This is a genomic window from Haloarchaeobius litoreus (genome assembly GCF_024495425.1).
Classification (GTDB): domain Archaea; phylum Halobacteriota; class Halobacteria; order Halobacteriales; family Natrialbaceae; genus Haloarchaeobius; species Haloarchaeobius litoreus.
This window is the reverse complement of record NZ_JANHJR010000003.1, coordinates 892,845-917,897: the sequence shown is the minus strand read 5'-3', so window position 1 is coordinate 917,897 and position 25,053 is coordinate 892,845. Positions and strand designations below refer to the sequence as shown.

At 68.0% G+C, this 25,053-nt stretch carries 22 protein-coding genes; 11 read left to right on the top strand and 11 right to left on the bottom strand.

Features of this window, described 5'->3' with window-relative positions; translation table 11 throughout:
- Positions 1-42: 42 nt before the first annotated feature.
- Together NOW55_RS17045 and NOW55_RS17040 are read left to right on the top strand one after the other, a co-directional pair.
- Positions 43-1,665, top strand: coding sequence for a tryptophan--tRNA ligase (locus NOW55_RS17045; protein WP_256401311.1), 1,623 nt, complete (start codon positions 43-45; stop codon positions 1,663-1,665).
- A 69-nt stretch (positions 1,666-1,734) separates the two neighbouring features.
- The gene (locus NOW55_RS17040; RefSeq protein WP_256401310.1) at positions 1,735-3,519 is read left to right on the top strand and encodes a hypothetical protein; all 1,785 of its coding nucleotides are present in this window, start codon (positions 1,735-1,737) and stop codon (positions 3,517-3,519) included.
- Between the two features lie 3 nt (positions 3,520-3,522).
- On the opposite strand, the gene NOW55_RS17035 is transcribed toward NOW55_RS17040, so the two are convergent.
- Complete coding sequence (locus tag NOW55_RS17035) at positions 3,523-4,170, bottom strand: class I SAM-dependent methyltransferase (protein ID WP_256401309.1); 648 nt, start codon at positions 4,168-4,170, stop codon at positions 3,523-3,525.
- Positions 4,171-4,308: 138 nt separating this feature from the next.
- On the opposite strand from NOW55_RS17035, the gene NOW55_RS17030 reads away from it, so the two are divergent.
- Complete coding sequence (locus tag NOW55_RS17030) at positions 4,309-5,073, top strand: hypothetical protein (RefSeq protein WP_256401308.1); 765 nt, start codon at positions 4,309-4,311, stop codon at positions 5,071-5,073.
- Between the two features lie 9 nt (positions 5,074-5,082).
- Here NOW55_RS17030 and NOW55_RS17025 read toward each other — a convergent pair whose 3' ends face one another.
- Positions 5,083-7,437: an ATP-dependent DNA helicase gene (locus tag NOW55_RS17025; protein ID WP_368407783.1), complete on the bottom strand. Its 2,355-nt coding sequence runs from the start codon at positions 7,435-7,437 to the stop codon at positions 5,083-5,085.
- Positions 7,438-7,580: 143 nt separating this feature from the next.
- Here NOW55_RS17025 and NOW55_RS17020 point away from each other — a divergent pair, with 143 nt between their 5' ends.
- Positions 7,581-8,198: a DUF1684 domain-containing protein gene (locus NOW55_RS17020; protein WP_256401306.1), complete on the top strand. Its 618-nt coding sequence runs from the start codon at positions 7,581-7,583 to the stop codon at positions 8,196-8,198.
- Positions 8,199-8,219: 21 nt separating this feature from the next.
- On the opposite strand, the gene NOW55_RS17015 is transcribed toward NOW55_RS17020, so the two are convergent.
- A complete protein-coding gene (locus NOW55_RS17015; protein ID WP_256401305.1) occupies positions 8,220-8,900 on the bottom strand; it encodes a class I SAM-dependent methyltransferase in 681 nt (226 codons plus the stop codon).
- A 111-nt stretch (positions 8,901-9,011) separates the two neighbouring features.
- Here NOW55_RS17015 and NOW55_RS17010 point away from each other — a divergent pair, with 111 nt between their 5' ends.
- The 3 genes from NOW55_RS17010 (at position 9,012) to NOW55_RS17000 (ending at position 10,497) form a co-directional block, all read left to right on the top strand.
- Positions 9,012-9,455 (top strand): DUF2391 family protein, encoded by a 444-nt coding sequence (locus tag NOW55_RS17010; RefSeq protein ID WP_256401304.1) that lies wholly within the window; start codon positions 9,012-9,014, stop codon positions 9,453-9,455.
- Between the two features lie 138 nt (positions 9,456-9,593).
- Positions 9,594-10,172: a DUF7090 family protein gene (locus NOW55_RS17005; RefSeq protein ID WP_256401303.1), complete on the top strand. Its 579-nt coding sequence runs from the start codon at positions 9,594-9,596 to the stop codon at positions 10,170-10,172.
- A 13-nt stretch (positions 10,173-10,185) separates the two neighbouring features.
- The gene (locus NOW55_RS17000) at positions 10,186-10,497 is read left to right on the top strand and encodes a nucleoside triphosphate pyrophosphohydrolase (protein ID WP_256401302.1); all 312 of its coding nucleotides are present in this window, start codon (positions 10,186-10,188) and stop codon (positions 10,495-10,497) included.
- Between the two features lie 25 nt (positions 10,498-10,522).
- On the opposite strand, the gene NOW55_RS16995 is transcribed toward NOW55_RS17000, so the two are convergent.
- From NOW55_RS16995 to NOW55_RS16980, 4 genes are all read right to left on the bottom strand, one after another.
- Entirely contained in the window at positions 10,523-11,308 is a 786-nt protein-coding gene (locus NOW55_RS16995; RefSeq protein WP_256401301.1) for a DUF7089 family protein, read from the bottom strand.
- Positions 11,309-11,565: 257 nt separating this feature from the next.
- Positions 11,566-12,564, bottom strand: a complete 999-nt coding sequence (locus tag NOW55_RS16990) for an OapC/ArvC family zinc-ribbon domain-containing protein (protein WP_256401300.1) — start codon at positions 12,562-12,564, stop codon at positions 11,566-11,568.
- Positions 12,564-12,950, bottom strand: a complete 387-nt coding sequence (locus NOW55_RS16985; RefSeq protein ID WP_256401299.1) for a DUF2073 domain-containing protein — start codon at positions 12,948-12,950, stop codon at positions 12,564-12,566. Before NOW55_RS16985 ends, NOW55_RS16990 begins: the two co-directional genes overlap by 1 nt.
- Before the next feature lie 5 nt (positions 12,951-12,955).
- Complete coding sequence (locus tag NOW55_RS16980; protein WP_256401298.1) at positions 12,956-13,603, bottom strand: Era-like GTP-binding protein; 648 nt, start codon at positions 13,601-13,603, stop codon at positions 12,956-12,958.
- 1,744 nt (positions 13,604-15,347) lie between these two features.
- On the opposite strand from NOW55_RS16980, the gene NOW55_RS16975 reads away from it, so the two are divergent.
- Complete coding sequence (locus NOW55_RS16975) at positions 15,348-16,877, top strand: Cdc6/Cdc18 family protein (protein ID WP_256401297.1); 1,530 nt, start codon at positions 15,348-15,350, stop codon at positions 16,875-16,877.
- A gap of 21 nt (positions 16,878-16,898) precedes the next feature.
- Here NOW55_RS16975 and NOW55_RS16970 read toward each other — a convergent pair whose 3' ends face one another.
- Positions 16,899-18,035, bottom strand: coding sequence for a S26 family signal peptidase (locus tag NOW55_RS16970; RefSeq protein WP_256401296.1), 1,137 nt, complete (start codon positions 18,033-18,035; stop codon positions 16,899-16,901).
- A 142-nt stretch (positions 18,036-18,177) separates the two neighbouring features.
- On the opposite strand from NOW55_RS16970, the gene NOW55_RS16965 reads away from it, so the two are divergent.
- Positions 18,178-20,094 (top strand): DNA-directed DNA polymerase II small subunit, encoded by a 1,917-nt coding sequence (locus tag NOW55_RS16965; RefSeq protein ID WP_256401295.1) that lies wholly within the window; start codon positions 18,178-18,180, stop codon positions 20,092-20,094.
- 21 nt (positions 20,095-20,115) lie between these two features.
- Here the strand turns inward: NOW55_RS16965 and NOW55_RS16960 are convergent, their stop codons facing one another.
- Positions 20,116-20,553 carry a hypothetical protein gene (locus NOW55_RS16960; RefSeq protein WP_256401294.1) on the bottom strand — a complete coding sequence of 146 codons (438 nt, stop codon included), beginning with the start codon at positions 20,551-20,553 and terminating at the stop codon, positions 20,116-20,118.
- Positions 20,554-20,931: 378 nt separating this feature from the next.
- Between NOW55_RS16960 and NOW55_RS16955 the strand changes: the two genes are divergently transcribed.
- Positions 20,932-22,110, top strand: coding sequence for an aspartate kinase (locus tag NOW55_RS16955; protein WP_256401293.1), 1,179 nt, complete (start codon positions 20,932-20,934; stop codon positions 22,108-22,110).
- Positions 22,111-22,254: 144 nt separating this feature from the next.
- A complete protein-coding gene (locus tag NOW55_RS16950) occupies positions 22,255-23,595 on the top strand; it encodes a tryptophanase (RefSeq protein WP_256401292.1) in 1,341 nt (446 codons plus the stop codon).
- Between the two features lie 141 nt (positions 23,596-23,736).
- On the opposite strand, the gene NOW55_RS16945 is transcribed toward NOW55_RS16950, so the two are convergent.
- Entirely contained in the window at positions 23,737-24,396 is a 660-nt protein-coding gene (locus NOW55_RS16945; RefSeq protein WP_256401291.1) for a metallophosphoesterase family protein, read from the bottom strand.
- Between the two features lie 68 nt (positions 24,397-24,464).
- Positions 24,465-25,040 carry an IMP cyclohydrolase gene (locus NOW55_RS16940; RefSeq protein ID WP_256401290.1) on the bottom strand — a complete coding sequence of 192 codons (576 nt, stop codon included), beginning with the start codon at positions 25,038-25,040 and terminating at the stop codon, positions 24,465-24,467.
- Positions 25,041-25,053 lie beyond the last annotated feature (13 nt).

Genomic DNA, 25,053 nt, shown 5'->3' with positions numbered 1-25,053 from the left:
GCGAAGCTTTTTGCGCGCGCCAGCGCCACGTTCCGGTAACAGATGACGCGCGATACGGATGCTCCACCGGCCGACGACGTGCTGCCCGACGGGGGCGACGCGGCGGCTGAGGGAGCCGACGACGTGGCGCTGGACCCGTGGGGCTCCTCGACCGTCGCGGACTACCGGAAGCTGTTCGAGGAGTTCGGCATCGAGGAGTTCGACGAGCTGCTGCCCGAGATCCCGAAGCCGCACTACCTGATGCGACGCGGGGTCATCTTCGGCCACCGCGACTACCGCCCCGTGGCGGCGGCGATGCGGGACGACGAGCCGTTCGCGGTGCTCTCGGGCTTCATGCCGACCGGCGACCCGCACATCGGGCACAAGCTGGTGTTCGACGAGATAATCTGGCACCAGGAGCGCGGCGGCGACGCCTACGGGCTCATCGCCGACCTCGAAGCCCACTCCGCCCGCGGGCTGACGTGGGACGAGATCGACGAGCACTCCCGGGACTACCTCCTGAGCCTGCTCGCGCTCGGCTTCGACGCCGAGGACGGGGAGCTGTACCGGCAGTCCGACAACCGCGAGCTGCAGGACCTCGCGTTCGAGCTCGGCATCGAGGCGAACTACTCGGAGCTGCAGGCCATCTACGGCTTCGACGGCGAGACGGACGTGAGCCACATGCAGAGCGTCGTCACCCAGATGGCGGACATCCTCTACCCGCAGCTCGACGAGCCCAAGCCGACGGTCATCCCGGTCGGGCCGGACCAGGACCCGCACATCCGCCTCGCGCGCGACCTCGCGACCCGGATGCGATTCTTCAAGGTGACCGAGGCGTACGCGAGCTTCGAGGCCGACGACGCGGAACGGGAGCTGCTCGGGGAGGCGTGGGACGCGCTCTCCGAGCTGGCCGCAGTTCGCGACGCCGAGACGACCGTCCGCTGCGTCCACGCCGCCCAGTACCTCGCCCACGGCGAGAGCGGGGTCGACTTCGAGTCCGACCGGCCGAGCGTCGACGTACCGGAGATCGAGGAGTCCGCCCGGGCGAGCGTCGTGAAGAAGCTCCAGTCCGCCGGTATGGAGCCGTTCCGGCCCCGAACGCGCTTTTTCGACCGACAGGCGACCGACGAGGCGTTCGAAGGGCTGGTCGACGCCGTCGAGGGCGAGAAGCGCGTCTACGAGGGCCACGTCGACTCGTTCGAACTCGACGCCGAGGCGGCAGCGGAGCTCGCACGGCAGGTCGAGGTCGACCACGGCGGCTACGGCTTCATCCCGCCGTCGTCCATCTACCACCGTTTCATGACCGGGTTGACGGGCGGGAAGATGTCCTCCTCGGTGCCGGCGAGCCACATCAGCCTGCTCGACGACCCGGAGGACGGCTACGACAAGGTGAAGGCGGCGACGACCGGCGGCCGGGAGACCGCCGAGGAACAGCGCGAGCTCGGCGGCGAGGCCGACGACTGCCCCGTCTACGAGCTGTACGCCTACCTGCTCGCGAACGACGACGACGGCCTCGCGACCGAGGTGTACGAGGAGTGCGTCAACGGCGAGCGTCTGTGCGGTGGATGCAAGGAACAGGCCGCCGTGCTGATGCGCGAGTTCCTCGAGGACCACCAGGAGAAGCGTGCCGAGGCCGAGGAACTCCTCGACAGCCTCGACATCGACCTCGACAGCGACCGCGCCTGACCGGGGTGGGCCGTTTTCTTCAATAGCTAGCAAGAAATATTTAACCGCGTGCTCGGCCAACTCGGGACGATGACCTCCCGGTCTCGACGCGAGGACGAGCACGACGCGGTCGTCTGTGCCGACGTACTCGGCTCGTTCGGCGTCTCCGTCGCGGACGTGCGCGCTCGGACGGACGCGCCGGCCTCCGAGGGTGCACTCGCCAGCGCGCTCGAGGCGGCAGGCCACCCGACGGAGTTCCTGCGGGACGTCGTCGTCGCGTCGGACCGCGGTATCGATGCGCCGGCCCGCTACTGGAGCCACGCCCCGGCCACCCACCTCGAATCGGTCTTCGACGCCATCGACTGGTCGTTCTCGATGCGGGACGCCCACGGCCGACCGGTCTCGGCCGACGGCGAATCGCCCGGGCCCTACACGCTCTCGGTGACCGACGCGAACGGGATCACCCGCGAGGCCCCGTTCGAGTACCCGGACACCCCACTCGGCGACTACAACCTGCCCGCGCTCGTCGACGCGGTGAACGTCCGGCTGCTGTACGGGCTCGGCTGTGAGTTCGTCCAGCTCTCCGACGGGACCGACCGCTGGCGGTTCGCGCTCGTCGAGACCGACGAGCGTGCACGCCTCGACGAGTCCTACGGCCCGCGCGTCGAGGTGTTCGACCGGCCGTTGCTCGCGAAGTACCAGCCCGGCGCGTACGTCCCCGGCGACGGCGACGACGTGCCGCTCCCGGACTGGGTCACCGAGACCGACGGGCCCTCGCTCGCGGACCGCACCCCCGACCGGGCCACCGGCGTCGCCGACCTCGACGCCCCCGTCGAGGCGGACCCCGACGCCGTCCTCGACGACGAGGGCGGGTTCGTGGCGGACGACCCGGGGACGACGGCGGACGATCCGGGGACGACGGACGACCCGGCCGACCTCATCGACTTCGTCGGTGACGATGCAAACCACCGGGACGACGCGGGCGAGACACACGCCGGCCACGAAGCAGGCGAGGCGGACGATGGTGAGAGCCCCGGCACCGACGACGACACGACGCCGTTCTGGGACGACGACGACTGGGTGCTCGACCCCGGCGGCGAGGACGACGACGACGCACACGACCCCGTAGCCGACGAAGACGCCGACGTTGCAGCCGACGGAAGCGAGACCGACGACGACAGCGAGACCGACGACGACAGCGAGACCGACGACGACAGCGAGACGGACGCCTCGGTGGCCGACGATGGCTGGAGCGACGGGCTCCTGCCGGCCGACGGCGAGGAGGCGACGGCAGACGAAGGTATCGAGGCACGTGCGGCCACGGCGGTCGACACTGCACCAGCGGGGAGCCAGGATGCCGGCTCGACCGGCGACGACACCGACACGACCGGTTCGAGCACCGACGGCTTCGAGCTCCGTGGCGGTGGCCCGGCCGTCTCGCGGGCGGCCGACGACGCGCTCGGCGACGTGTTCGACGAGCTGGAGGAGGAGGCGGCGACCGAGTCGGTCGGCGAGCCCGCCGACGAGGGGCGCGACGACGACGCACTCGACGTGACCGACCTCGCCGGTACCGGCCCGAAACGCACGGAGGCCCGAATCACCGACGACGACTTCGGCGTCGACGTCGAGTCCAGCGAGGACGACCGGCTCGCGGCCTACGGAGCGGCCATCCACGTTGGCGGCGGTATCTCCGTGAAGGGCCTGCTGGACGACGACGAGTTCGTCCCGGAGTTCCCCGCCGCCGAGCGCGACGAAGTCCGCATCGAGTTCGATGAGACGTTCGACCCCGCGACGCCCTCGCCCGCGGAGCGCCGCGAGACCGACGACGGCTTCGTCTGGGTCAACGAGAACACGCTCGCCGAGAACCGGCTCTGAGGGCTACTCCGGCTTCGTGACGTACACCGCCGGGCTCGACCGGCGGGCGTAGTCGGCGTCGCCCGCGCCGACGGCCGACCAGTAGCTCCGGGGGGTGCGACCGAGCAGTTCGCCGATCCAATCGTACGACAGCAGGTTCTCGCCGCGGCCGACGAGTTCGAACGCCGCGCGCCGCGTGTCGTCGGTGTCCTCGTTCACCCACACCTTCGTGTAGCGGTTCGGGTAGTTGCAGACGAGTGTCCCGCCGGGCGCGACCAGCTCGTACAGTTCGGTGACGGCGCGCTCGGCGTCCGCGACGAAGTACAGCGTCGCCATGCAGTAGACGAGGTCGAACTCGCTGTCGACCCCGAGGTCGGGGAGTCCCGCCACCGAGAAGTGGAGGTTGTCGAGGCCCTCCTCGGCCGCCCGTTCGCGGTTCGCCTCGACGACCGAGGGCGCAACGTCGTAGCAGTAGAAGTCAGTGTCGGGCGACCCGGGTGCGAGCTCGAACGGGACCAGCGCGGGGCCACAGCCCACGTCCGCGACCGATTCGGGGACGCCGACGCGCTCGAAGAAGCGCTCCAGATGACCGGGCATCGCCTCGCCGCCGAGGTAGGCACCGCGGTCCCAGTCCGTGGCCGCGTAGAAGTCCCGCTCCCAGTCGAACGACATACCCGCGAGTGGCCGCCGTCGGGGGAAGTGCGTTCCGGTCGCCCCGCCGGCCACCGTGGCACACGTTGACTGGCCAACAGGTTTCTGTTCGGATTCTGTTGGGAAAGAATTAACTGGAGCTGCTCCAGTATGAGAGGTATGACCGTGGGCAGGTCCGATGGGCAGTCGACCGGCATCGGCGTCGTCAGTGCCGGGCTCTCCGCCGTCTACGATGCGCTCGGGGTGGGGCGCGAAGACGGCGACGAGGAGGGGTCGGAGACGACCGACGACGACGACGGCGGCGTCACCTACATCGACGAGACCATCACCGACACCGACGAGGGACAGACCGACGACGATCCGTTCGACGACCTCGACCCGGACGCGCTCTCGCTACCGGCCGAGACCGACGCGGACCCAACCGAGGAGTCCGTCGCGGACGACGGCGACGACATCTCCTGGGACGACGTCACCGACGACCAGGAGCTGGCGTGGTCCGACGACGATGACGACGACTGGGGCTTCGACGACGACGGCGAGGAGGAGACGTTCACCTTCGGCGGCGAGAGCGAACCGGAGACCGTCCGGGTCGAGAACGACTCCTTCGGCCTCGACGACGTGCGTGTCGACGACCCGGACGAGCACTACGAGACCGCCCACGACGAGTTCAAGGCCGTCGCCGAGGAGCTGGAGTTCTCCGGCACCGTCGACGACCTCGAACTCGACGCGCTCACACTCGGTGACTCCACGGACCTCCCCGAACTCGACGACGATATGGAGACCGTCGACCTCGACGACCTCACCCGCGAGGAGCCCGCGGAGCCCGCGAACGACGACCCCGACTGGGACCCCGGTTTCGACGGCGACGGTCCCGACATGGAGGGGTTCAACTTCGGCGTCGAGGAGTCCGACGGCTGGGACTGAGCTCCCGTTCTACCTCTGTGTCGACCAGAACCGGTCCAGCCCCAGGTCCAGCATGTCGGGACTGACCGGCTGGAACTCCTCGCGCTCCGTCTCGGGGAAGTACTCGCGCACCGAATCCCACGAGTCCCGGGCGTAGCGCGCGTCGACGAACACCCTGACGCCGACCTCCTCGGGGCCACGGATAACCCGCCCGATGGCCTGCCTCGCCTTCCGGACCGCCGGCACGGTCAGCGCGTACTCGAAGCCGTCGCCCCATTTGTCGTCGTAGGCGCGCTTCAGGGCCCGCGTCCGTGGCGAGGCGGTGTTGATGAGCGGGACACCGCAGACGACCGCGGCCGAGAGCCGGTCGCCGCGGTAGTCCACGCCCTCGGTGAGCGTGCCCCGGAGGCTGGTGACGAGCACCTTCCCGTCGCCCGCGAAGAACTCGTCCTTCAGCGACTCCGTGGTGCTGTCCGCGCTCGATTCGTCCAGCAGGACGGGCTTGTCGAGCCGCTCGTCGCAGACGCCCGCGATCCACTCCGCCTCGCGGTAGTTCGGCATCCCGACGAGCACGTTGCCCGGCCGGCTCGCGACCGCACAGACCGCGTCGGCGTGCATCCGCCGGGTCCGGTTCTCCTCGCCGGGGTCGCCCCGGTTGTCGTAGGTGAACTTCGGCGCGTCGACCGCGAAGGATTCGCGGTTCTCCGCGGGGAAGTGCAGGCCGTAGGTTCGCGTCTCGACCGGCCGCCCCTCGTTCTGGAGGTGTTTCAGGCCGGTGACCTCCGCGAAGGCGTCGAGCGGTTCGAGCGTCGCGCTCATCAGCACACCGCCACCGAACTCGGCGAGGTGCTCGCCGATGACGCCGGAGGGGACGCAGTTCTGGATCGCCAGCCGGGCGTTGTACGCGCGCCGCCAGGAGTCGGCGGGCTCGGTGTCGTCCCAGGTGCGTTCCAGCTCTATCTCGCGGAAGTACTCGGTGTGGCCGCGGTGGTACCACGACGCGAGCGTGCGGGCCATCCCCTCGACGGCCCTGGACTTCTCCTCGTCCTCGGCGTCGTTGAGGACTCTGGCGACGACGGCCGCGACGCTCGGGAGGTTCGTCCAGTCGGCGGGGCCGTACCCAGCCCGTTCGGCCCACTCGGTCAGCTCGTCGGGCTGTGGCGTGTCCGGGTCCCGCAGCGGTATCTCGTCGTCGTGTAGCTCTGTCAGGTCCGCGCGCCATGAGCGGTGCTCGCGGTCGAGGTGGGCGGTGACACGGCGGTCCAGCTCCTCGCGGACGTCGGTGACGAACGAGCGTGCGGCCTTCAGCTCGGGGAGGCCGACCTCGGCGTCCGAGAGTTCGGCCCGGACGAGTTCGGCGTCGGCAGTGGTGTGCCGGGCCGCCTCCCCGCTGCCCTCGTCGAACTCGACGGGCTGGATGACCCGGGTGAGTTCGGCCTCGGCGTCGCGGAGCGTCGCGTCGGCCACGCGGTCGCTGACGAGGTCTCTGACGCGGGGTTCGAGCATGTGCGCCTCGTCGCAGACGACGAAGGTCGAGTCGTCGAGCAGCGCGCCGGTGAACGAGCTCGTCGTCCGGGGGTCGAACGCGTGGTAGTAGTTGCCGACGACGACCTCGGCGTGGCCGAGAAGCACCCCCATCAGCGAGTGCGGGCAGGAGCCGTACTCCATCCCCTTCGCGACGAGGTCGTCGGGGCGCAGGAGGCCGGTCTCGGTCAGGTCGAACGGCACCGCCTCCGCGGGGTCGCCGTCGTCGGGCAGGTCGGCGAGGAACCGGGCGTAGAACGGGCAGAACTCCACGTCCGCGCCGCCCGTGTCGTACTCGGGCATCGTCGGCGGGTACGGCGACATCTCGCCCGCGCTCTCCAGGTAGGACGCTGCGGGGCCGCCCGCGCCGGAGCCCGCGAGGTCTATCTGCTGGCTCCTCGCTTCGGCGGCGAGGGCCTCCGCAGTCGTCGCACCGCCCTCCCCGGCGAGGTCGCGGGTGCGCTCGCGGAGCGAGTCGCAGCGGTCGTAGACGTTCTCGTCGTCGATGCCGCCCGCATGCTCGCGGTTGTACGGGCAGACGTCGGACTTCCCGACCAGCGTCAGCGCCGAGACGGGGTCCCAGTCCGTGGGCAGGTTCTCGTTTATCGTCTCCAGATCCGCTTCGAACTGGCGGAGCTGCTGTTTGACGCTCGTGAGTACGAGGACGCGCTCGTAGTCGCTGTCGGGGTCGCGGACGAGGTGGATGCCCGCCGTCAGCGCGAGCATCGTCTTGCCAGTCCCGCAGGCCCCCTCGACCACCGTGAATCCGCCGTCACGGGCGGTGTCGATGGTCGTCTCGATGCCGTCGACCTGCTCGTCGTACGGCGCTGCGTGTCCGAACACGTCCCGCCAGTCGTCCATCTGGATTGCGCTCATCGTCCCCCGTGCATAGGCTTGTCGGAGGGTGGGCCGGCATCGTTCAAGAAGGGTGAGATTCGGGCGGCGCGGTCCCACGCCCATCCCGGAGCGCAACAGCTACCCATCTCCACCGGAAATCAAGGGGTATGACCGACAGCGACGCCGGCGAGACGGCCGACGACGCCGGGACAGCCGCCGAGTTCGACGTCGACGACTGGCGCGAGGAGCTCGCGGCGAAACGGGCCGAGAAGGACGAGTTCTTCGCGAGCCACCCGCACTCGCCGGTTCCCGAACCCGAGCGCGACGCGTTCGACGGGCTGGACTACTTCGAGCCGGACCCCGACTACCGCGTGACGGCGACGCTCCACCTCGTCGACGGCGACGACGACGAGATCGCCCGGATGGAGACGACGACGGGCGGCGAGCAGCGCTACCGGAAGGTCGGCGAGCTGACGTTCGAGCTCGGCGGCGAGACGCACGCGCTGGCGGCGTACCGACCGACCGGCGAGGACCGCGAGACGCTGTTCGTCCCGTTCCGCGACAAGACGACCGGACAGCAGAGCTACGACGCCGGCCGGTACATGGACCTCGAAGCGGAGCAGGAGCTGGACGACGGTGAGGCCGTCGTCGTCGACTTCAACCTCGCCTACACGCCGTTCTGTGGCTTCAGCGACGCCTACGCCTGCCCGCTACCGCCCGAGGAGAACTGGCTGGAGACCGTCGTCGAGGCCGGCGAGAAGACACCCGACCCGCGCGAGCACTGAACGAGTCCGTCCGAAACGGTGTCAGGGCGCCACACCGACCGTCAGCAGCGTCCCGTAGGTCCGGTAGCGCTCGACCATGTCCTCGCGCGTCTCCCAGTCGTCGGTCGGGAACGCGTCGGCGTCGGGGATGTCGATGTCCCGGTCCGGGATGGTGTCCTGCTCGGCGACGTGGAGGCCGGCCTCGCGGAACCGCTCGCGGTACTCCGGGGCGCTCCAGCGGGTCATCTCGACCTCGATGAACTCCTGCCACTCGTGGGAGTGGACGTTCTCCTCGTAGTAGTTCACCGCGCAGTAGAACGTCCCGCCGGGGCGGAGGATGCGGGCGACCTCCTCGAGTGTGTGCGCCGGGTCGGCGGCGTAGTAGAACGCCTCCATGGACCAGACGTGGTCGACCGAATCGGTCGCGAACGGGAGCGAACCGAAGTCGCCGACGAGGTAGGCGACCGCCCCGTCGTCGGTGTACGACCGCGCGTTGTGGGCCATCTCCGGCGAGCCGTCGAGCCCCCAGACCCGGCCCGCGTCCTTCGTGTCACGCAGTGCCCGGCCGGCGTAGCCGGAGCCACAGCCGAGGTCGACGATCGTGTCGCCGGCCTCGACGGGCATCCGCGCCAGTGCGTGCTTGGCGGTGTGCCAATGGCGCTCCTCCATCCCCCGGTCGCGGCCGTCCTTCGCCCAGGCGTCGAACTCTGCTCTGACGCTCATGGCTACGGGTTCGGTCGCCCCGACCAAAACGGGTTCGACACGGCAGCGACGGCCACTCCACCCCGTCCGAGAGCGGAACCGTTTACTCGGGTGCCCGAGTCAGGGGTGGATATGGTCGGCTCCCGACGGCGCTTCCAGCTCGCCGACAGCGCCCAGCAGATCGTCGGCGGCTTCCTGCTCGCGGGGCCGTTCGTCGTCACCGAGGAGGTCTGGGTGCTCGCGGCGAGCATGAGCACGGCCCACGCCGTCGCCGTCGTCGCCATCGTCTTCGCCATCGGCTACGGTGCGCTGTACAAGGCCGACGACGACCGCAACCCCGACCGCGAGGCCGAGGTCGGCGGTGTCCCGCTGCGGTTCGTCTCGCTGATGGTCGTCTCCTTCGGCTCCGTCCTCATCCTCGCACTGGCTTTCGACGCGCCGAACACGTTCCTCGTCGACGGCGAGGTTCTGACCGACCCCACGAACATGGACGTGGTCGAGACGACGCTCAAGGCCACCGCCGTCGGTGCCATCTTCAGCGTCGTCGGTGCCGCGACGGCCGACTCGCTGCTGTGACGGACTCGGATCCCCCGTCCCGGTCTCGAATCTCGTCAGCGGTTCCGAATCGCCCCCCAACACGGCCGGGTGTCCCCCGCTACCGTCACGCAATCGACCACCCGCACGCTTAAGTTCACGCCACCGGTTCCCGCGTGTATGGACTACACGCTCGGTATCGATGGGAGCGACCGAACCGTCGCGGGTGGAACGAGCATCCTGCTGGTCCATCCCTCGACAGGGGAGACCGACCGCATCGACACCAACTTCCTCCGCGACGACACCGACCACTTTCTCGTCATCTCGACACGGACCACGGCCCGCGAGGTACGCCAGAAGCTCGACTACTACGACGTCGACGACTCCAAGGCGGTCATCCTCGACACGCTGAGCGTCGAACGCGGCTACTCGCGCCGGTCGAGCGACCGCGTCCACTACGTCTCCGCCCCCGACGACGTCGCCGGCATCGTCGAGCAGGCCGAACGCTTCTTCGACGAACACGACGGCAAACTGCGGGTCAGCTTCGACTCCATCACCGAGCTCGCCTACTACGCCGGCGAGGACGAGGCCCGCAATGCCGTCGAACGCCTCGTCGACCTCGTCGACGAACACGACGCCATCGCGCTGTGTCACCTCTCCGACGAGGTCCACGACGAGGACACCGAGACCGGTTACCGCGACCTGTTCGACGTGGTCGTCGACCTCGATGTCGACGGGAACGTCGAGATCCGGGACTGACCGACGTTCAGAGATGCGAACGTACGACAAGCTCGTCCGCGACCGCATCCCCGAGGTGATCCGCGAGAACGACGAGACACCAGTCACGCACACCGTCGAGGGGGAGGCGTACCGCGAACGGCTCCGGGAGAAGCTCGTCGAGGAGGCCACCGAGTTCCGCGACGATCCGAGCGCCGCGGAGCTGGGCGACGTGCTCGACGTCGTCGCGGCGATACGCGACGCCGAGACCATCGACGCGGACGAACTCCAGCAGAAACGACGGGCGAAATGCGAGGAGCGCGGCGGGTTCGACGACGGGGTCGTGCTCGACCGCGTCGAGGAGTAGGAAGCGGACGGCCGGCCGAACGAGGTCAGTTCTCGTCGAGTCTCTCGAACGTCTTCTCCGCCCAGCGAACCGCGTACGGGGCACCCCGGTCGCGGTAGGCATGTGCGTCCAGCGCGCCGAACGGGGCCGGGAGCTCCAGCGCGTGCTTGATGGCGCTACAGGCGAGTTCCGTGGCGTCGGCGAAGTCGGTCTTGCCGAGTGCCACCTCGCGGGAGAGCCCGTCGAGCCGCCCTTCGAGCCGGTTTCCGGCGTCCTGCCAAGCGTCCCCGAGTGCCGGTTCCGTCTCGAGCCAACCGGCGAAGACGTCCCGTGTGTGCAGGCCGACCCAGCCGTCGTACAGCGCGGCCGCGACCTGGTAGGTGGCGTTCGGGTCCAGCGACACCGCAGCGTCGAACTCGCGGTAGTGCTCCTGGAAGAAGCCGAGGAAGTGCTCCGGCACGTCGAGCCCGACCTCCACGAGCGCCTCCGCGACGAGAAAGTCGACGAACTCCGTCGGCGAGCCCTGCACACGCGGTTTGACGATGACGACCGGGGGGTCGGTCTGATGTGTCCACGCGATGCTGCCGTCGCCCGGCGCACCGATGGTGAACGTGGAGCCGGCGAGCCGGTCGAGCACCGCCGGCGCGTCCGCGGGGAGCCACTCCCGCGGGTACGTCTTCGGGTCGAGCGAGTCGACGAGCAGCCCGAGGTCCTCCGCCTGCGCGGGCGGCAGCGTCTCGAAGTCCTTCGCCGCGTCGAGGACGAGCGCGTCGGGTGCGTGGCGCTCACGGACGGCGGCGACCTGCGGAGAAAGCTCCCGTTCCTGGAACATCAGATGCCGAGGCTGGCGACGACCAGCGCGACAGACAGTGCTCCGGCGATTCCGACCGTCGCGAGTACGATCTTCGTGGCTTCGCTCATGTTCGTCACGAACGGGTGGGAGTGCTTAAAACTATCAGTTCCGGCGTCCGTGCTACACCACTGTTTCGACTGGAATCCGGATAGCTATTATATTCACGTTTCCACGCCTATCAGGGAGCTCTGGAGTAGAAGTAGAGGGGTGTCGAGACGAACGGTGGGAGGTGGGCCTCAGTCGTCGCCGCGCCAGGAGTCCGGCACGTCGATGACGTAACGGCCGTCCTCGCGCAGCGAGATGATGTACTCCTCGCGGTCGTACAGCTCCATCAGGTTCAGCTCGTACTGACCCGGATTGAGGATCTTGATGCTCTCGAACTGCTGGTTGAGCTCCTCGCGAAGCTCGTCGAGATCCGGCCGGTCCTCGATCTGGGTGTCCGCCGGATCCGCGACCTCGTGGCGGTCGGCGGCGGTGTCGGGAGACGGACCGGGGACGTCGGGGGCCCCGGAGCTCTCCGCCGGACTCTCCCGACCACCCGCTGCCGTCCCCGGTTCGGGTGCGCGTCCGGACTCGTTCGCAGCGGCGTCGGCCATCTCCGGTGCATCCGCCGGCGGTGTCGCGGTCCCCTCCGGCAGTTCGTCCGGCGAGACGACATCCGACCGGGCGCTCGCCTGTGCGTTGTCCTCGTCACCGGCTGCCCGGGCCTGGATGGTGCCGTCGTCGCTGTTCGGGTCGGTGTGCGTCGTGGACGCCGCCTCCGACTGGGCATCGGCCGTAGAGGTATCGGTCGCCGAGGCGTCGGTGGTCGTGTCAGCCGTCGCGGACGCGTCGGCGGCCGTGTCAGCCGTCGCGGACGCCCCGGCGCTCGCCCCACCCTCGTCGCTGGACCGGGCGGCCGCCTTCTCCGCGGGCGTGTCGTAGTCCTCGGTCGCGGACTTCGGCCACTCGTCGGACGGGCGGTCACCGGACGACCGGTCGCGGCCCGGTCGCCGCTCGGCGTCGTCGCTGCCGCCGCCGACCCAGTCGCGGACCGTGGTGGCCGCCTTGCTCACCGCGCCAGCGGAGGAGCTCCGGCTCGGGGGGTCCCCCGGTGAGTTCGCCTCGACCGACTCGTCGACGGCGTCGGCCGGGATGAACTGGAACTTGTTGCCGCCACAGTCCGGACAGCCCGACAGCATCTCCTTCGAGCCGTCCTCGAACGTGCGCCCGCAGTCGGTACACTGGTGCGGCATTATTTCCGGGAGACGAGGGCGCTGATGAGCGTTTCGTCCTTGTGCAACGTCTCGATCTGGTTCGCCGGACCGATGACGGTGAGCTTCGCCGTCTCCTCCTTCCCCATGATGCGGTCGAGGATGGAGGCGTCGTTGGTCTGGGAGCGTGGGTACGTCTCGATCTCGATGCCGTTGAACTCGTCCGGGCTGATCTCGGTCATCGTCACCTCGATGAGCTTGGACTCCTCGTCGGGGGAGAGCCCCTCTTCGAGGATGACGATGTTCCCGTCGCGAACCCCGTCGAGGATGATGCGGATCTTCTCCATGCTCGCGAGGTTCTCCATGCGCTGTCCGCTGATGAGGTCGATCTGGACCCCGCCGTTGTCTGAGGTTTTTGCTTCCGGCATCTGTCTCACCCAAAGTACTCCGCGATCTTGTCGTACACTTCGTCCATGTTCTCGCCCTCGAGCGCCGAGAGCGGCACCGTCTCGTGCTGGGGGAACGCGTCCTCGATGCGCTTGATGCTCGAATCGTCGAGGTCTATCTTGTTCGCGAAGATGAGCACGGGAAGGTCCCGCGACTCGATGATGCCGATGAGCATCGTGTTCACCTGCGTGAAGGGGTCCGTCGTGCTGTCGAGCACGTAGATGACGCCGTCGACGTCCTCGCGAAGCCAGTGCATGGCCTCGGCGACGCCCTCCGTCGCCTCGCGCGACCGGCGAACGGCCTCGTCCTGGTCGAACTCCTCGTAGTCGAGGAACTCCTCGTAGTCGACCTTCGTCGTCACGCCGGGCGTGTCGACGATGTCGATGTTGACCGAGCTCCCGTTGCGCTTGATCTCGACGTTCTCCTTCCGGCGTGCGCGTCGTGTCTCGTGTGGCACGTGACTCTCAGGGCCGACGGCGTCGCCGGTCCAGTCACGGGCGATTCGATTCGCGAGTGTCGTCTTCCCCGCGTTGGGTGGGCCGTAGATGCCGATTCGCTTCTGTTGATCCTCCTCGGCGAACAGCGTCTCTCGTACCTGCTGAAGACTGTCTTTGAGTCCTGAAATGAGTCCCATCCTATTCTGTCCTCCCACACGCGTCTCGAACCGGCGAGTCACGTGCGTCTGGCAGTAGTACCGCACTCGATTCACTTAAGCGTACGTCAGACATGGAGTTTCGAGCCCCACGCGTTGACCGTTTTCCAGTCGAAATACGGGGGTGTTATCACGATGGTAAGGCCGCGTTATTGTAGATTTCGGCCGTCGAGAACCCCGGTTCAGTCGCCCTGACGCGACAACCGAACCGTTTCACGTGGAGGTGGATGACGGAGGAGAATCACGGGACTGGCGACCGGAAACGAGCCGAACGACCCCCCGCGCTCCGCAGCCCGCCGGCGACCAGTCCAGAGTACCACTGCGCGTGCGAGGTGGCACCGACCACAACTGCACCCGCCAACCACAGCTGCACTACCCGGCACAGCCCGCCCAGCCACGCCGGCTGTTCCGGCACACAGCAGAGTTCGCGGACTCGTCACCTGGGGCTGGCGGGGTCGGGAGCAGGGTGAGACCCCGTCGGATGTCGCGTGGTCGAACGATCGACGAGGGCCTGCCCCGAGCTCGTCAGTCCGACCCGACCTCGACCCGACGGAGCCACCTCAACCCCACGGAGCCACCCCGACCGAGGCCGATTCGAGTCGACTCGACTCGAACTGCTCGTCGTGAGCCGTACCGGTACGAACGTCCAATCACATGATATCACGATGCCGCCGGGCCGTGCCGTCATTCTAGCATGCCCTGCGCTAGCATCCCTTTGCAGAGCCTGTAGCCCCCCACCCCTTCGTTTCAACTGGAACGGGCAGTGGCAGTGGGTGGGGAGGTGGACGAACTGGTGGTTTCGTTCTAGTAGTCGAACAGGAATGGACGAACGTCTAGTGTTGAATATAGCTAGTAACTAGTAGAAGTTGGTTTTACTTTGGTTCGCGGATACTGTTTCAAGAGTAGTGTATTAAAGATTGCCCTTACTAGATGACCGCCTCCCCCCACCCCACCCGTTCCCCGGTTCCACCCGAAACGAAGGGGTGGGGGGGTTCGACCCCTCGTGCTAGCATGCTACACGACCCCCCGACAAAGGAGTCTCCCAGCCCCGTGCCCTCGTCTCACCGACCAGTCGCGACCGTCCCCCACGGGAGACCCCCCTCCCGTTCAGGTCGAACGTGGCTCCCTCCCGAAACAGCCCCACCGCAGTCTCCCACTTCGAGTCATACCTATCGACCGCCTACCCCACCGTTTCGCGTCGACACGGTTTGGTCCCGCCGACGATCTCGCGACGAGTTCCCGTCGTGGCTGCCTGCATGAGGACCAGAAACCGTCTCGTGATCCAGTGTCAATCTGTCGTCTCTCAAACGACACTGGCTCTCGCGAACCAGTTCCCACGAAGTAGCTCCCACGAACCAGCTCCCACGACTAGCTCCGACGATGGAGACGAAACGGACCGGTTCCGTCTACCGCTGTCGCTCCGCTGAGCGTGGGCATCGAGGTGAAACGGCCCTGTGTCGCCAGTCGCGACACTCGATTTCCGCTCGAGAAGCGCCGAGAACCCCGTAGAACGGTCGTCACACACTCCATCGCGCGATGTAGTACTACTGACCGCTATTACTGAAGGGCAACTATTATTACCCTCCTATTCATCTGCTTCGTTTGCATCAACTGGACGGGGTATCGTCGAGTCGTTCGTCTCAAGTCCGACGTACGACGGGTACACGTCCGCTTACACGGGACCTCGTATCGAGTTCCAATCGAAACGAGGGGGTGAACCAAAGGGATGACAGACAACGACGATGACGACGCGGATACGGACGTTTCCGGTGGTACGGAGCCGACGCCACCGGAGACATCGCGGGACTTCGAGGTCGACCTCGACGACGTCGTCCTCGACGAATCGGACGACGAGGGGGCATCACAGGGACTGTTCGACGACCTCCTCAGCGGGGAGCCGATCTTCGAGAACAAGGAAGTCCTGCGGCCGTCCTACACACCGCACGAACTACCGCACCGGAAAGAACAGATCAACAAGATGGCGACCATCCTGGTCGCCGCGTTGCGCGGTGAGACGCCGTCGAACATCCTCATCTACGGGAAGACGGGGACCGGCAAGACCGCGAGCGCGAAGTTCGTCTCGAACGAGCTCGAGAGCACCTCGAAGAAGTACGAGGTGCCCTGCTCGGTCGAGTACATCAACTGCGAGGTGACGGACACGCAGTACCGCGTGCTCGCCCAGCTCGCGAACAAGTTCATCGACGAGAACGAGGCGTACATCGAGGACCGCGTCGGTGAACTCGAGGAGCTGCTCGACCGAATCGACGACGACGCTGGAGACGGGACCCGCCCCCTCGCCGACACGGAGTTCGACTCGCGCGGGGACGTCCGCGAGCGCATCGACGAACTGGAGGCCGACGCCGAGGAGTTCGAGGACGTGCCGATGACGGGCTGGCCGACCGACCGCGTCTACAGCGTCTTCTTCGACGCGGTCGACTACGAGGAGCGCGTCGTCGTCATCATGCTCGACGAGATCGACAAGCTCGTCGAGAAGTCGGGTGACGACACCCTGTACAACCTCTCGCGGATGAACTCCGAGCTGGAGAACTCCCGCGTGAGCATCATGGGTATCTCGAACGACCTGAAGTTCACCGACTTCCTCGACCCCCGTGTCAAGTCCAGTCTGGGGGAGGAGGAGATCGTCTTCCCGCCGTACGACGCGAACCAGCTCCGGGACATCCTCCAGCACCGCTCGGACGTGGCGTTCGAGCCGGGCGCGCTCACCGAAGACGTCATCCCGCTCTGTGCCGCCTTCGCCGCTCAGGAACACGGTGACGCCCGGCGCGCGCTCGACCTGCTCCGAACTGCGGGCGAACTCGCGGAGCGTTCGCAGTCCGAGGTCGTCGACGAGGAGCACGTCCGGCAGGCCCAGGACAAGATCGAGCTCGACCGCGTGGTCGAGGTCGTCCGTACCCTGCCGACCCAGAGCAAGCTCGTCCTGTTCGCCATCATCCTGCTGGAGAAGAACGGCGTCCACAACATCAACACCGGCGAGGTGTTCAACATCTACAAGCGCCTCTGCGAGGAGATCGACGCCGACGTGCTCACCCAGCGCCGCGTCACCGACCTCATCTCCGAGCTCGACATGCTCGGCATCGTCAACGCGGTCGTCGTCTCGAAGGGGCGCTACGGGCGCACGAAGGAGATCAGCCTCTCGGTTCCCATCGAGGAGACCGAGGCCGTCCTCCTCAGCGACTCCAGACTCGGCGACATCGAGGAGGTGCAGCCGTTCGTGCAGGCCCGGTTCAACAACTAGTTTCTCGTCCGCGATACCCGTTCAGAGGACGGCGCGCCGCCGAGCGACGACCGTTCCGACGCCCGCGGCCACGACGCCGAGTTGCATCCGAAGCGCTCCGAGCGAGCTCGGACCGACCCCGCCGAACGTCGTCGCCAGCTGTGCGAACTGGAGGCGAATCCAGCCCAGCAGGGGGACGCGGACCTTCGCCTTCCCGTGGACCCAGTCGGGCCTGACGACGTTGCTCTGGCCGCCGACCTGGTCGTAGACCTCGTTGTTGTCACCCATCGTGATGAACCCGCTGTGGTCGGGTCGACAGGCCGTTATCTCGGCGCAGTCGAACTCCCGGTTCGCCGATTCGGATCGGCTGAGGTACTGCGGATTCGCCTTTCCGGTGCCGCCTTCCGCCTCGCTGTCGACCCAGTTCTCGCCCGCCTCGACCCAGAAGCGGGCGCGATGGATGATGGGTGTGCGTCGCTCGCTGCCGTCGGGCTGGTAGACGACGACGTTCCCGTAGTCGCCGAAGCTCCAGTAGCCCTCGTTCTGCTGGGCGGCGCGGTGGGTCACGACCCCCGTTCCGGGCTGTGCGCTGTCGCCGACGAAGCGGCCCTCCTCGACGATGAACACGAGGTCGTTCTTGTGCATGTGCGGCTCCATGCTCCCGCTCTCGACGGCGACGAGCGGGGGCCAGATACCGCTGACCGCGAAGAGCACGATTCCGATGAACGCGACGGTGAGGAGGCTGCTGCCGACGTCCCGCACCGTCACGACGAGCGAGTCGTTCGTGTGGAGGAACCAGTCGATGGGGCCGTCGAACTCCTCGCGTCTCTCGTCGTCGCCGGGGATCGGCGGCGCGTCGGGCTCGCCGGTCGGCTCCCTGTCGCGTTCGGGACCCGGTTCCGATGGCCCCCTCGCTTCGACTGGACCGTCCCCGTTGGTGTCCGAATCGGCGGGGATAGACGGGTCGGTGTCGGCAGCCTCCTCTCGACCCGAACTGGTGTTGTCCCACCCCCGGTCGGCGGTCGCCTCGTCGACGGTGTCGTCGTCGCCAGCGGGGTCACCGCCGTCGCTGTCAGGTTCGCCGTCGGTACCGGCCCGGGTGCGGTCGGTGTCGCGGGGAGGGTCGGTCCGCTCGTCGCGGTGGTCGTCGGACTCGTCGTCGCTGCCGGGTCCGGTCATCTGCGCGTCGGTTGGACGGCCCCACCAATCAACTTTCTGATGCCGGGAGCGGGTTCGGTGGGGCCGCGCTGTCACCCGGTTCCGGCGCGCTGTCGTCGGTGGTTTCGGCACCCTTTTGGCGTATCGAGTGCTGTGGAGTGATGTGCCACAGGAGGCGACCGCACGCATCGTCGGCGAGCTCGCGAGGCGTGGCTACAACGCCGAACGGGAGGCCGTGACGCTCATCGCGAGTGCCGAGGACCCCGACGCGACGCTCGCGGCGGTCGTGGAGGCGACCGCGGCTGATGCGCTGAAGGTGACGGCCGAGGACGTGCGTTCGGTGCAGGACGAGACCGCCCCACGCGGCGCATCGGCGCTCCGGAACGGGGGCGACGGCCAGCCGCCGTCGTCGTCCGGGGACCGGTCGACCACGGCAGACCCCGAACCACAGGATGGAGCCCCGGACGGGGCCGATCCACACCCCTCTGTTTCCAGTGGAGAACGGGATTCCCAGACGCGTTCGACTGGGTCGGATTCCGGCGGTGTTTCTCCAGACGAAACAGGGGGGTCTGGAGCGTCGACGGTCGACGCAGTCGGCGGGTCTCCAGCTGACACCGGGACCTCCACCGCCGCCGACGCCGACACCGGAACGGACACGAACACCGACACTGGGACCGTCGCTGGAACGGGCACCGGAACCGGTGCTGTGGAGGACACTGGAACCGGTGCTGCGGCGGACGCCGGAACCGGTGCCGTGGAGGACACTGGAACCGGTGCTGCGGCGGATGCCGGAACCGGTGCCGAGGCTGACGCCGGAACCGACGCCGCGACGGTGCAGGGCTCACGGGACCAAGCCGCGGACCGGTCGACGGACCAGCGCTCGGTGAGCGTCGAGAACGACATGACCGGCCGGAGCACCGGCACCGGCGAGTACAGCGACTTCGTCTCGGTGTTCCGCGACCGCTACGACAAGCTCGCCTCGAAGCTCCGCGGGCGGGTGAACCACCGGCCGACCGACGCCATCGAGTCGATGGCCGGCGGGAGCGAGGTCGCACTGGTCGGGATGGTCAACGACATCCGCTCGACCGCGTCGGGCCACTGGCTTGTCGAACTGGAGGACACCAAGGGGACGTTCCCCTGTCTGGTGATGAAGGACCGGAACATCGCGGAGCTGGTCGACGAGCTCCTGTACGACGAGGTCATCGCCATCGAGGGAACCCTCGCAGACGACGCGGGCATCGTCTTCGTCGACTCGATGTACTTCCCGGACGTCCCCCGGACACACGAGCCGAGCTACGCCGACCGGCACGTCCAGGCCGCGCTCATCTCCGACGTCCACGTCGGCAGCCAGGAGTTCATGCACGAGGAGTGGGACGCGTTCGCGGACTGGCTCTACACCGAGGGGGCGGAAGCCATCGAGTACCTGCTCATCGCGGGCGACATGGTCGAGGGCGTCGGCGTCTACCCGAACCAGGACGAGGAGCTCGACGTGGTCGACATCTACGACCAGTACGAGACGTTCAACGAGAAGCTCAAGCAGATCCCGGGCGACATCGACGTGACCATGATCCCGGGCAACCACGACGCCGTCCGGCTCGCCGAGCCCCAGCCGGGGTTCGACGAGGAGCTCCGGAACATCATGACGGCACACGACCCCCGAATCGTGAGCAACCCCTCGACGGTGACCATCGAGGGCGTCTCGGTGCTGATGTACCACGGCGTCTCGCTCGACGAGGTCATCGCGGAGACGCCCGAGCATACCGCGAGCTACGACGAGCCGCACAAGGCGATGTACCAGCTGCTGAAGAAGCGCCACGTCGCCCCGCAGTACGGCGGTCACACCCGCCTCGCGCCCGAGGAGAAGGACTACCTCGTCATCGAGGACGTGCCGGACATCTTCCACACGGGCCACGTCCACAAGCTCGGTTTTGGGAAGTACCACAACGTACTCGCCATCAACTCGGGCTGCTGGCAGCGCCAGACCGACTTCCAGAAGTCCGTGAACATCCAGCCCGACTCGGGCTACGCGCCCGTGGTCGACCTCGACACGCTTGACGTGACGGTCAGGAAGTTCTCGTAGCGTGCCGACGCTCTCCTCGGCTCAGTCGCTCGTCGCGTAGCGGTACCTGACCGTCTGCTGGCGGTCGAACCGCGGCCCGGCCCCGGTCTGCTCGAAGCCGACGCGTTCTGCGGCGACGCCGGCGGGCTCGCCGGGGTCGGTGACGAGCAGCTCCACGTCCATGCTCTCGCTTCGGGCGAACCGTAGCGGCTCGGCGAGCAGGCGCTCGCAGGCGTCGGGCGTGCCGTCGAGCTGGGTCACGTAGACCACGTCGGTGGCGGCGTCGAAGCTGACGAAGCCCAGCAGTTCGGGTGTCTCGGGCTCCTCGACGTCGACGTTCGGGTCGTTGGTGCGCGCGTCCTCGCCCTCCGCGACGCGGACCGTCCGGTCGTGGATGAGGTTCCGCATCACGTCGACCGGGCCGTCGGCGATGGCGGCCATCGCGTCGGCGTCGGCTTCGACCGCCTCACGCACGTACATCGGTCGACCATTGGCTCTCCGTGCGTATAAATCCAGCCGGGAACGGTCGTCAGGTGTGAATCCGGCGGATCTCGGTCTCTACTGTCCGTGTCGGTGGTTCTCGATTCGACAGCAGGACTGGAACTACTGGCGCTACATACCGCCCCGCACAGCACCCGGCTGTATGGGAACTACGCCCCCGGTTCGGTGGGAAGCATCGTCCGGGTGGGCACCCTCGGCCGCGTTGGCGAGTGCCCCCGAGCCCCGTGCCACGGACCCCGAAGCCCGGCAGGTATTTCCACTGGGGGACATAGTTATGGCCCCGACACGGCTACGAGGGGGTATGAGTGACGTCAGTATCGACGGGACGAGCGCACACGGGACCGACGCGGTGGTAGGATGCGCGTAGTCGCCAAGTTCGGGGGGACGAGCCTCGGCAGCGGCGACCGCATCAACCGGGCCGCGGACTCGGTCGCCAGCGCGGTCCGCGAGGGCCACGAGATAGCCGTCGTGGCGAGTGCGATGGGGAACACGACCGACGAGCTGCTCGACGACATCACGTTCGAGGCGGACGGTGCCGACCGGGCCGAGATCGTCAGCATGGGCGAGCGAACGTCGGTACGGATGCTGAAGGCCGCACTGACGGCCCGGGGCATCGACGCGGTGTTCCTCGAACCCGGCCACCCCGACTGGCCGGTCGTCACCGACGAACACGGCGAGGTCGACGTCGCGGAGACGACGAAGCGCGCGAAGAAGCTCGCCGCCGAACTCGACGGCGTCGTGCCGGTCATCACGGGCTTCCTCGCGGAGACACCTGACGGCTCGGTGGCGACGCTCGGTCGCGGCGGCAGCGACACGACGGCGGTGATGCTCGGCAAGTACATGGGGGCCGACGAGGTCGTCATCGTCACCGACGTCGAGGGCGTCATGACCGGCGACCCGCACGTCGTCGAAGGTGCCCGGAACGTCGGCCAGATCTCGGTCGACGAGCTCCGCAACCTCTCGTTCCGCGGGGCCGAGGTCGTCGCCCCCTCCGCGCTCTCGTACAAGGACGACGAGCTGGCGGTCCGGGTCGTCCACTACCAGCACGGCGACCTGCTCACGGGCGGGACGAGCATCACCGGCGAGTTCCGCCACCTCGTCGACCTCCGCGAGGAACCGCTGGCCTGCGTCACCGTCGCGGGGCGGGCGATCCGCAACCAGTCCGGCGTGTTCCACCAGCTCGCGTCGTCGCTGGCGGAGTCCGGCATCAACGTCGACGCCGTCGCCAGCGGGATGGACACCGTCACGTTCTACGTGGACGAGAGGGAGTCCGAGCGCGCCGAGAACATCCTCCACCGCGAGGTCATCGACGACGAGAGCCTCTCCTCGGTCACCGTCGAGGACGGGCTCGCGGTCGTGCGCATCACCGGCGGCGAGCTCCCGAACGAGCCCGGCGTCATCAACAACATCGTCTCGCCGATGGCCGAGGCGGGCATCAACATCCACGAGCTCATCACCTCCGCGACCAGCGTCGCCGTCGTCGTCGCCTGGGACGACCGCGAGGAGACACTGGAGATTCTGCAGGAGCTGTACTGACCGGCCTCGAACCCGCCACGAGGCTGCGTTCCCCGACAGTGTTGTCTCACAGTTACCGTATCCGTACACTCACCCGGCGTTCTGTCGTCCGCCCCGCAGACACCGCCAACTAGGACTTTCACGCTCTCGCCCCTCTCCCCGTCCATGACAACGTACAAGTCGAAGATGGTGGAGCGCATCCACCTGCCGGCACGCGAGGAGCGAGCGGCTAACCTCGAGGCGGCGGGCTACAACCTGTTCAACCTGGACGCCGACGACGTGTTCGTCGACCTGCTCACCGACTCCGGTACCGGGACGATGTCCGACGAGCAGTGGGCGGCGATGATCCGCGGCGACGAGGCCTACGCCGGGAGTTCGAGCTTCCGGAAGCTCGAGGACGCGGTCGCCGACGTGATGGGCTTCGACTACGTCGTCCCCGCCCACCAGGGCCGCGGCGCGGAGAACGTGCTCTACGGCACCATCCTGGAGGAGGGCGACGTGGTGCTGAACAACACCCACTTCGACACGACCAGAGCGCACGTCGCGAACCAGGGCGCCGAGGCCGTCGACTGCCCCGTCCCCGAGGCAAGCGAGTTCGACGCCGAGGGCGACTTCAAGGGCAACTTCTCGGTTGACGAGGCCCGGCGCGTCGTCGACGAGGTCGGCGCCGACGCCGTTCCCGCGGTCATCCTGACCATCACGAACAACTCCGCCGCCGGCCAGCCCGTCTCCGTCGCGAACACCCGCGAGGTGCGCGAGTTCTGCGACGAGATCGACGCCACGTTCGTCGTCGACGCCTGCCGGTTCGCCGAGAACGCCTACTTCGTCACCCAGCGCGAGCCCGAGTTCGCCGACGCGAGCGTCGCCGAGGTCGCCCGCGAGCAGCTCTCCTACGCCGACGCCGCCGTCATGTCCGGCAAGAAGGACGGCCTCGTCAACATCGGCGGCTTCGTGGCCTGCAACGACGAGACGCTGTTCGAGCACGCCAAGCAGCGCGGCATCCTCTACGAGGGCTTCTCCACCTACGGCGGGATGTCCGGCCGCGACATCGAGGCGATGGCGGTCGGCCTGCGCGAGGCCGTCGAGGAGGCGTACATCGCCGACCGCGTCGAGCAGGTCCGCTTCCTGGGCGAGCGCATCGCCGAGCACGGCGTCCCCGTCTTCCAGCCCGTCGGCGGCCACGCGGTCTACCTCGACGCCGGCGCGTTCCTGCCCCACATCCCGGCCGAGGAGTTCCCCGGGCAGGCGCTCGCCGTCGAGATATACCGCGAGGGCGGCGTCCGCTGTGTCGAACTCGGCAGCTTCGCGTTCCCGGACAGCGACCGCCCCGAACTCGTCCGGATGGCGGTCCCGCGCCGGATGTACCACAAGGAGCACATCGAGCACGTCGTCGACACCGTCGCCGCGGTGTGGGAGCGTCGCGACGAGATCGGCGGCTACGAGGTCGTCGACGAGCCGCCGATGAAGGAGATCCGGCACTTCTCGGCCGAGCTGGCTCCGCTCTGAGTCGGCACTCCGTTCGACCGTGTTCACCACGATCACAGCAGGACTCTGTTCGGGTTCGAGTCGGTGGTCTCCCGGCTGGATGTTGGTTAATAACCGGTGTCGACCCGGGCTGTGTTGGTTAAACCGGTGGGAGACCCGCCCTTACCGCCCGTCTTCCAGCCGGGTTCCGATACGTTCGGGCAGGCCGGCCTCCCGCACCTGCTCCTGCACCCGCTCGATGTCGTACTCGACCCGTCGCTCGTCGACCTCACCAGCGTCCATGTCGAGGACGGCGTAGGCGGCGCGAGGGTCGCTGTCTCTCGGCTGGCCGACGCTCCCGGGGTTCATGACGACGCCCTCGTCGTAGCGCTCGTGGTGCTGGACGTGGGTGTGGCCCATGACGAGGACGGCCTCGCCGCGGAGCAGGTCGGGGGAGAACTCGTGGGGCCGGGTGTAGTGGTCGGGGTCGTCGGGGTGGCCGTGGACGAGCTTGACGTAGCCGTCGTGCTCCCGGCGCTCGGTCGGGAGGTCGGCGAGCCAGGAAAGCTGGGCGTCGGTGAGCTGTTCGCGGGCGTACTCGACGCCGGCACGGGCCATGTCGTTGAAGCGGAACGCGGTGTCGGTGACGACCGCGCGGTCGTGGTTGCCCGAGACGCTCGCCACGTCGCGGCCGGCGAGCTCGTCGACGCACTCGCCGGGGGCGGGACCGTAGCCGACCACGTCGCCGGCACAGAGGAGCCCGTCGACGGGTGGCATGTCGTCGAGGACGGCACGCAGGGCGACCGCGTTGGCGTGCACGTCGGAGATGACGCCGAAGCGCATGTCGCGAGAGGAGTACCTCGCGGCCGTTCAATCCTGCGGTGGTGTGAGAAGCGTGGTGGAGACGGCGCTCAGGCGTCCAGACTCGCCAGCGAGAACCCGTCGCCGTCGCGGACGACGCCGGCGGCACAGACCGCGTGTTCGAACTCGGCCTCGAGCACCTCGCGGGCGGCCGCCTCGGCGTCGGTCGCGTCGAAGTCGTACGCCTCGGGGGTGTCCTTCTCGTACGTCGCGACGAGCGTCGGCTCGGTGACCTCGTGGACGAGCAGGGCGTCGCGGCGCACGATGCCGACGAACGCGGCGTCGTCGCCGATGACCCCGGCGATGCGGGGCGTGTCGTAGTCGTCCTTCTCGTAGTCCAGCGAGAGCAGCGCGGTCGCGAGCGCGTCGCGGGCTGGGTAGCCCATCGCCAGCTTCTCCGCGACGGGGTCGACGTGCGAGCCGTTGCCGAGGACCGCGCCGGCGTCGGTGACGCGGACGCAGTTGTACGCCACGTACGGGTTGTCCGTCTCCGGGGCGTCCGCCGTCGGGCCGACGGTCAGCGTGTCGTCGTCACGTCGCGAGATCGTCCGGTTCGGGAACGAGCGCGAGGACACGCGGTACGCGCCGACGTCCGGGCCGACCACCAGGAATCGTCCGATGTACATACACGGACGTGTG

Bases quoted from the DNA above. Each gene is read 5' to 3' on its own strand.
- NOW55_RS17045 (WP_256401311.1), top strand. From the start codon at position 43: ATGACGCGCGATACGGATGCTCCACCGGCCGACGACGTGCTGCCCGAC.
- NOW55_RS17040 (WP_256401310.1), top strand. From the start codon at position 1,735: ATGACCTCCCGGTCTCGACGCGAGGACGAGCACGACGCGGTCGTCTGT.
- NOW55_RS17035 (WP_256401309.1), bottom strand. From the start codon at position 4,170: ATGTCGTTCGACTGGGAGCGGGACTTCTACGCGGCCACGGACTGGGAC.
- NOW55_RS17030 (WP_256401308.1), top strand. From the start codon at position 4,309: ATGACCGTGGGCAGGTCCGATGGGCAGTCGACCGGCATCGGCGTCGTC.
- NOW55_RS17025 (WP_368407783.1), bottom strand. From the start codon at position 7,437: ATGGACGACTGGCGGGACGTGTTCGGACACGCAGCGCCGTACGACGAG.
- NOW55_RS17020 (WP_256401306.1), top strand. From the start codon at position 7,581: ATGACCGACAGCGACGCCGGCGAGACGGCCGACGACGCCGGGACAGCC.
- NOW55_RS17015 (WP_256401305.1), bottom strand. From the start codon at position 8,900: ATGAGCGTCAGAGCAGAGTTCGACGCCTGGGCGAAGGACGGCCGCGAC.
- NOW55_RS17010 (WP_256401304.1), top strand. From the start codon at position 9,012: ATGGTCGGCTCCCGACGGCGCTTCCAGCTCGCCGACAGCGCCCAGCAG.
- NOW55_RS17005 (WP_256401303.1), top strand. From the start codon at position 9,594: ATGGACTACACGCTCGGTATCGATGGGAGCGACCGAACCGTCGCGGGT.
- NOW55_RS17000 (WP_256401302.1), top strand. From the start codon at position 10,186: ATGCGAACGTACGACAAGCTCGTCCGCGACCGCATCCCCGAGGTGATC.
- NOW55_RS16995 (WP_256401301.1), bottom strand. From the start codon at position 11,308: ATGTTCCAGGAACGGGAGCTTTCTCCGCAGGTCGCCGCCGTCCGTGAG.
- NOW55_RS16990 (WP_256401300.1), bottom strand. From the start codon at position 12,564: ATGCCGCACCAGTGTACCGACTGCGGGCGCACGTTCGAGGACGGCTCG.
- NOW55_RS16985 (WP_256401299.1), bottom strand. From the start codon at position 12,950: ATGCCGGAAGCAAAAACCTCAGACAACGGCGGGGTCCAGATCGACCTC.
- NOW55_RS16980 (WP_256401298.1), bottom strand. From the start codon at position 13,603: ATGGGACTCATTTCAGGACTCAAAGACAGTCTTCAGCAGGTACGAGAG.
- NOW55_RS16975 (WP_256401297.1), top strand. From the start codon at position 15,348: ATGACAGACAACGACGATGACGACGCGGATACGGACGTTTCCGGTGGT.
- NOW55_RS16970 (WP_256401296.1), bottom strand. From the start codon at position 18,035: ATGACCGGACCCGGCAGCGACGACGAGTCCGACGACCACCGCGACGAG.
- NOW55_RS16960 (WP_256401294.1), bottom strand. From the start codon at position 20,553: ATGTACGTGCGTGAGGCGGTCGAAGCCGACGCCGACGCGATGGCCGCC.
- NOW55_RS16955 (WP_256401293.1), top strand. From the start codon at position 20,932: ATGCGCGTAGTCGCCAAGTTCGGGGGGACGAGCCTCGGCAGCGGCGAC.
- NOW55_RS16950 (WP_256401292.1), top strand. From the start codon at position 22,255: ATGACAACGTACAAGTCGAAGATGGTGGAGCGCATCCACCTGCCGGCA.
- NOW55_RS16945 (WP_256401291.1), bottom strand. From the start codon at position 24,396: ATGCGCTTCGGCGTCATCTCCGACGTGCACGCCAACGCGGTCGCCCTG.
- NOW55_RS16940 (WP_256401290.1), bottom strand. From the start codon at position 25,040: ATGTACATCGGACGATTCCTGGTGGTCGGCCCGGACGTCGGCGCGTAC.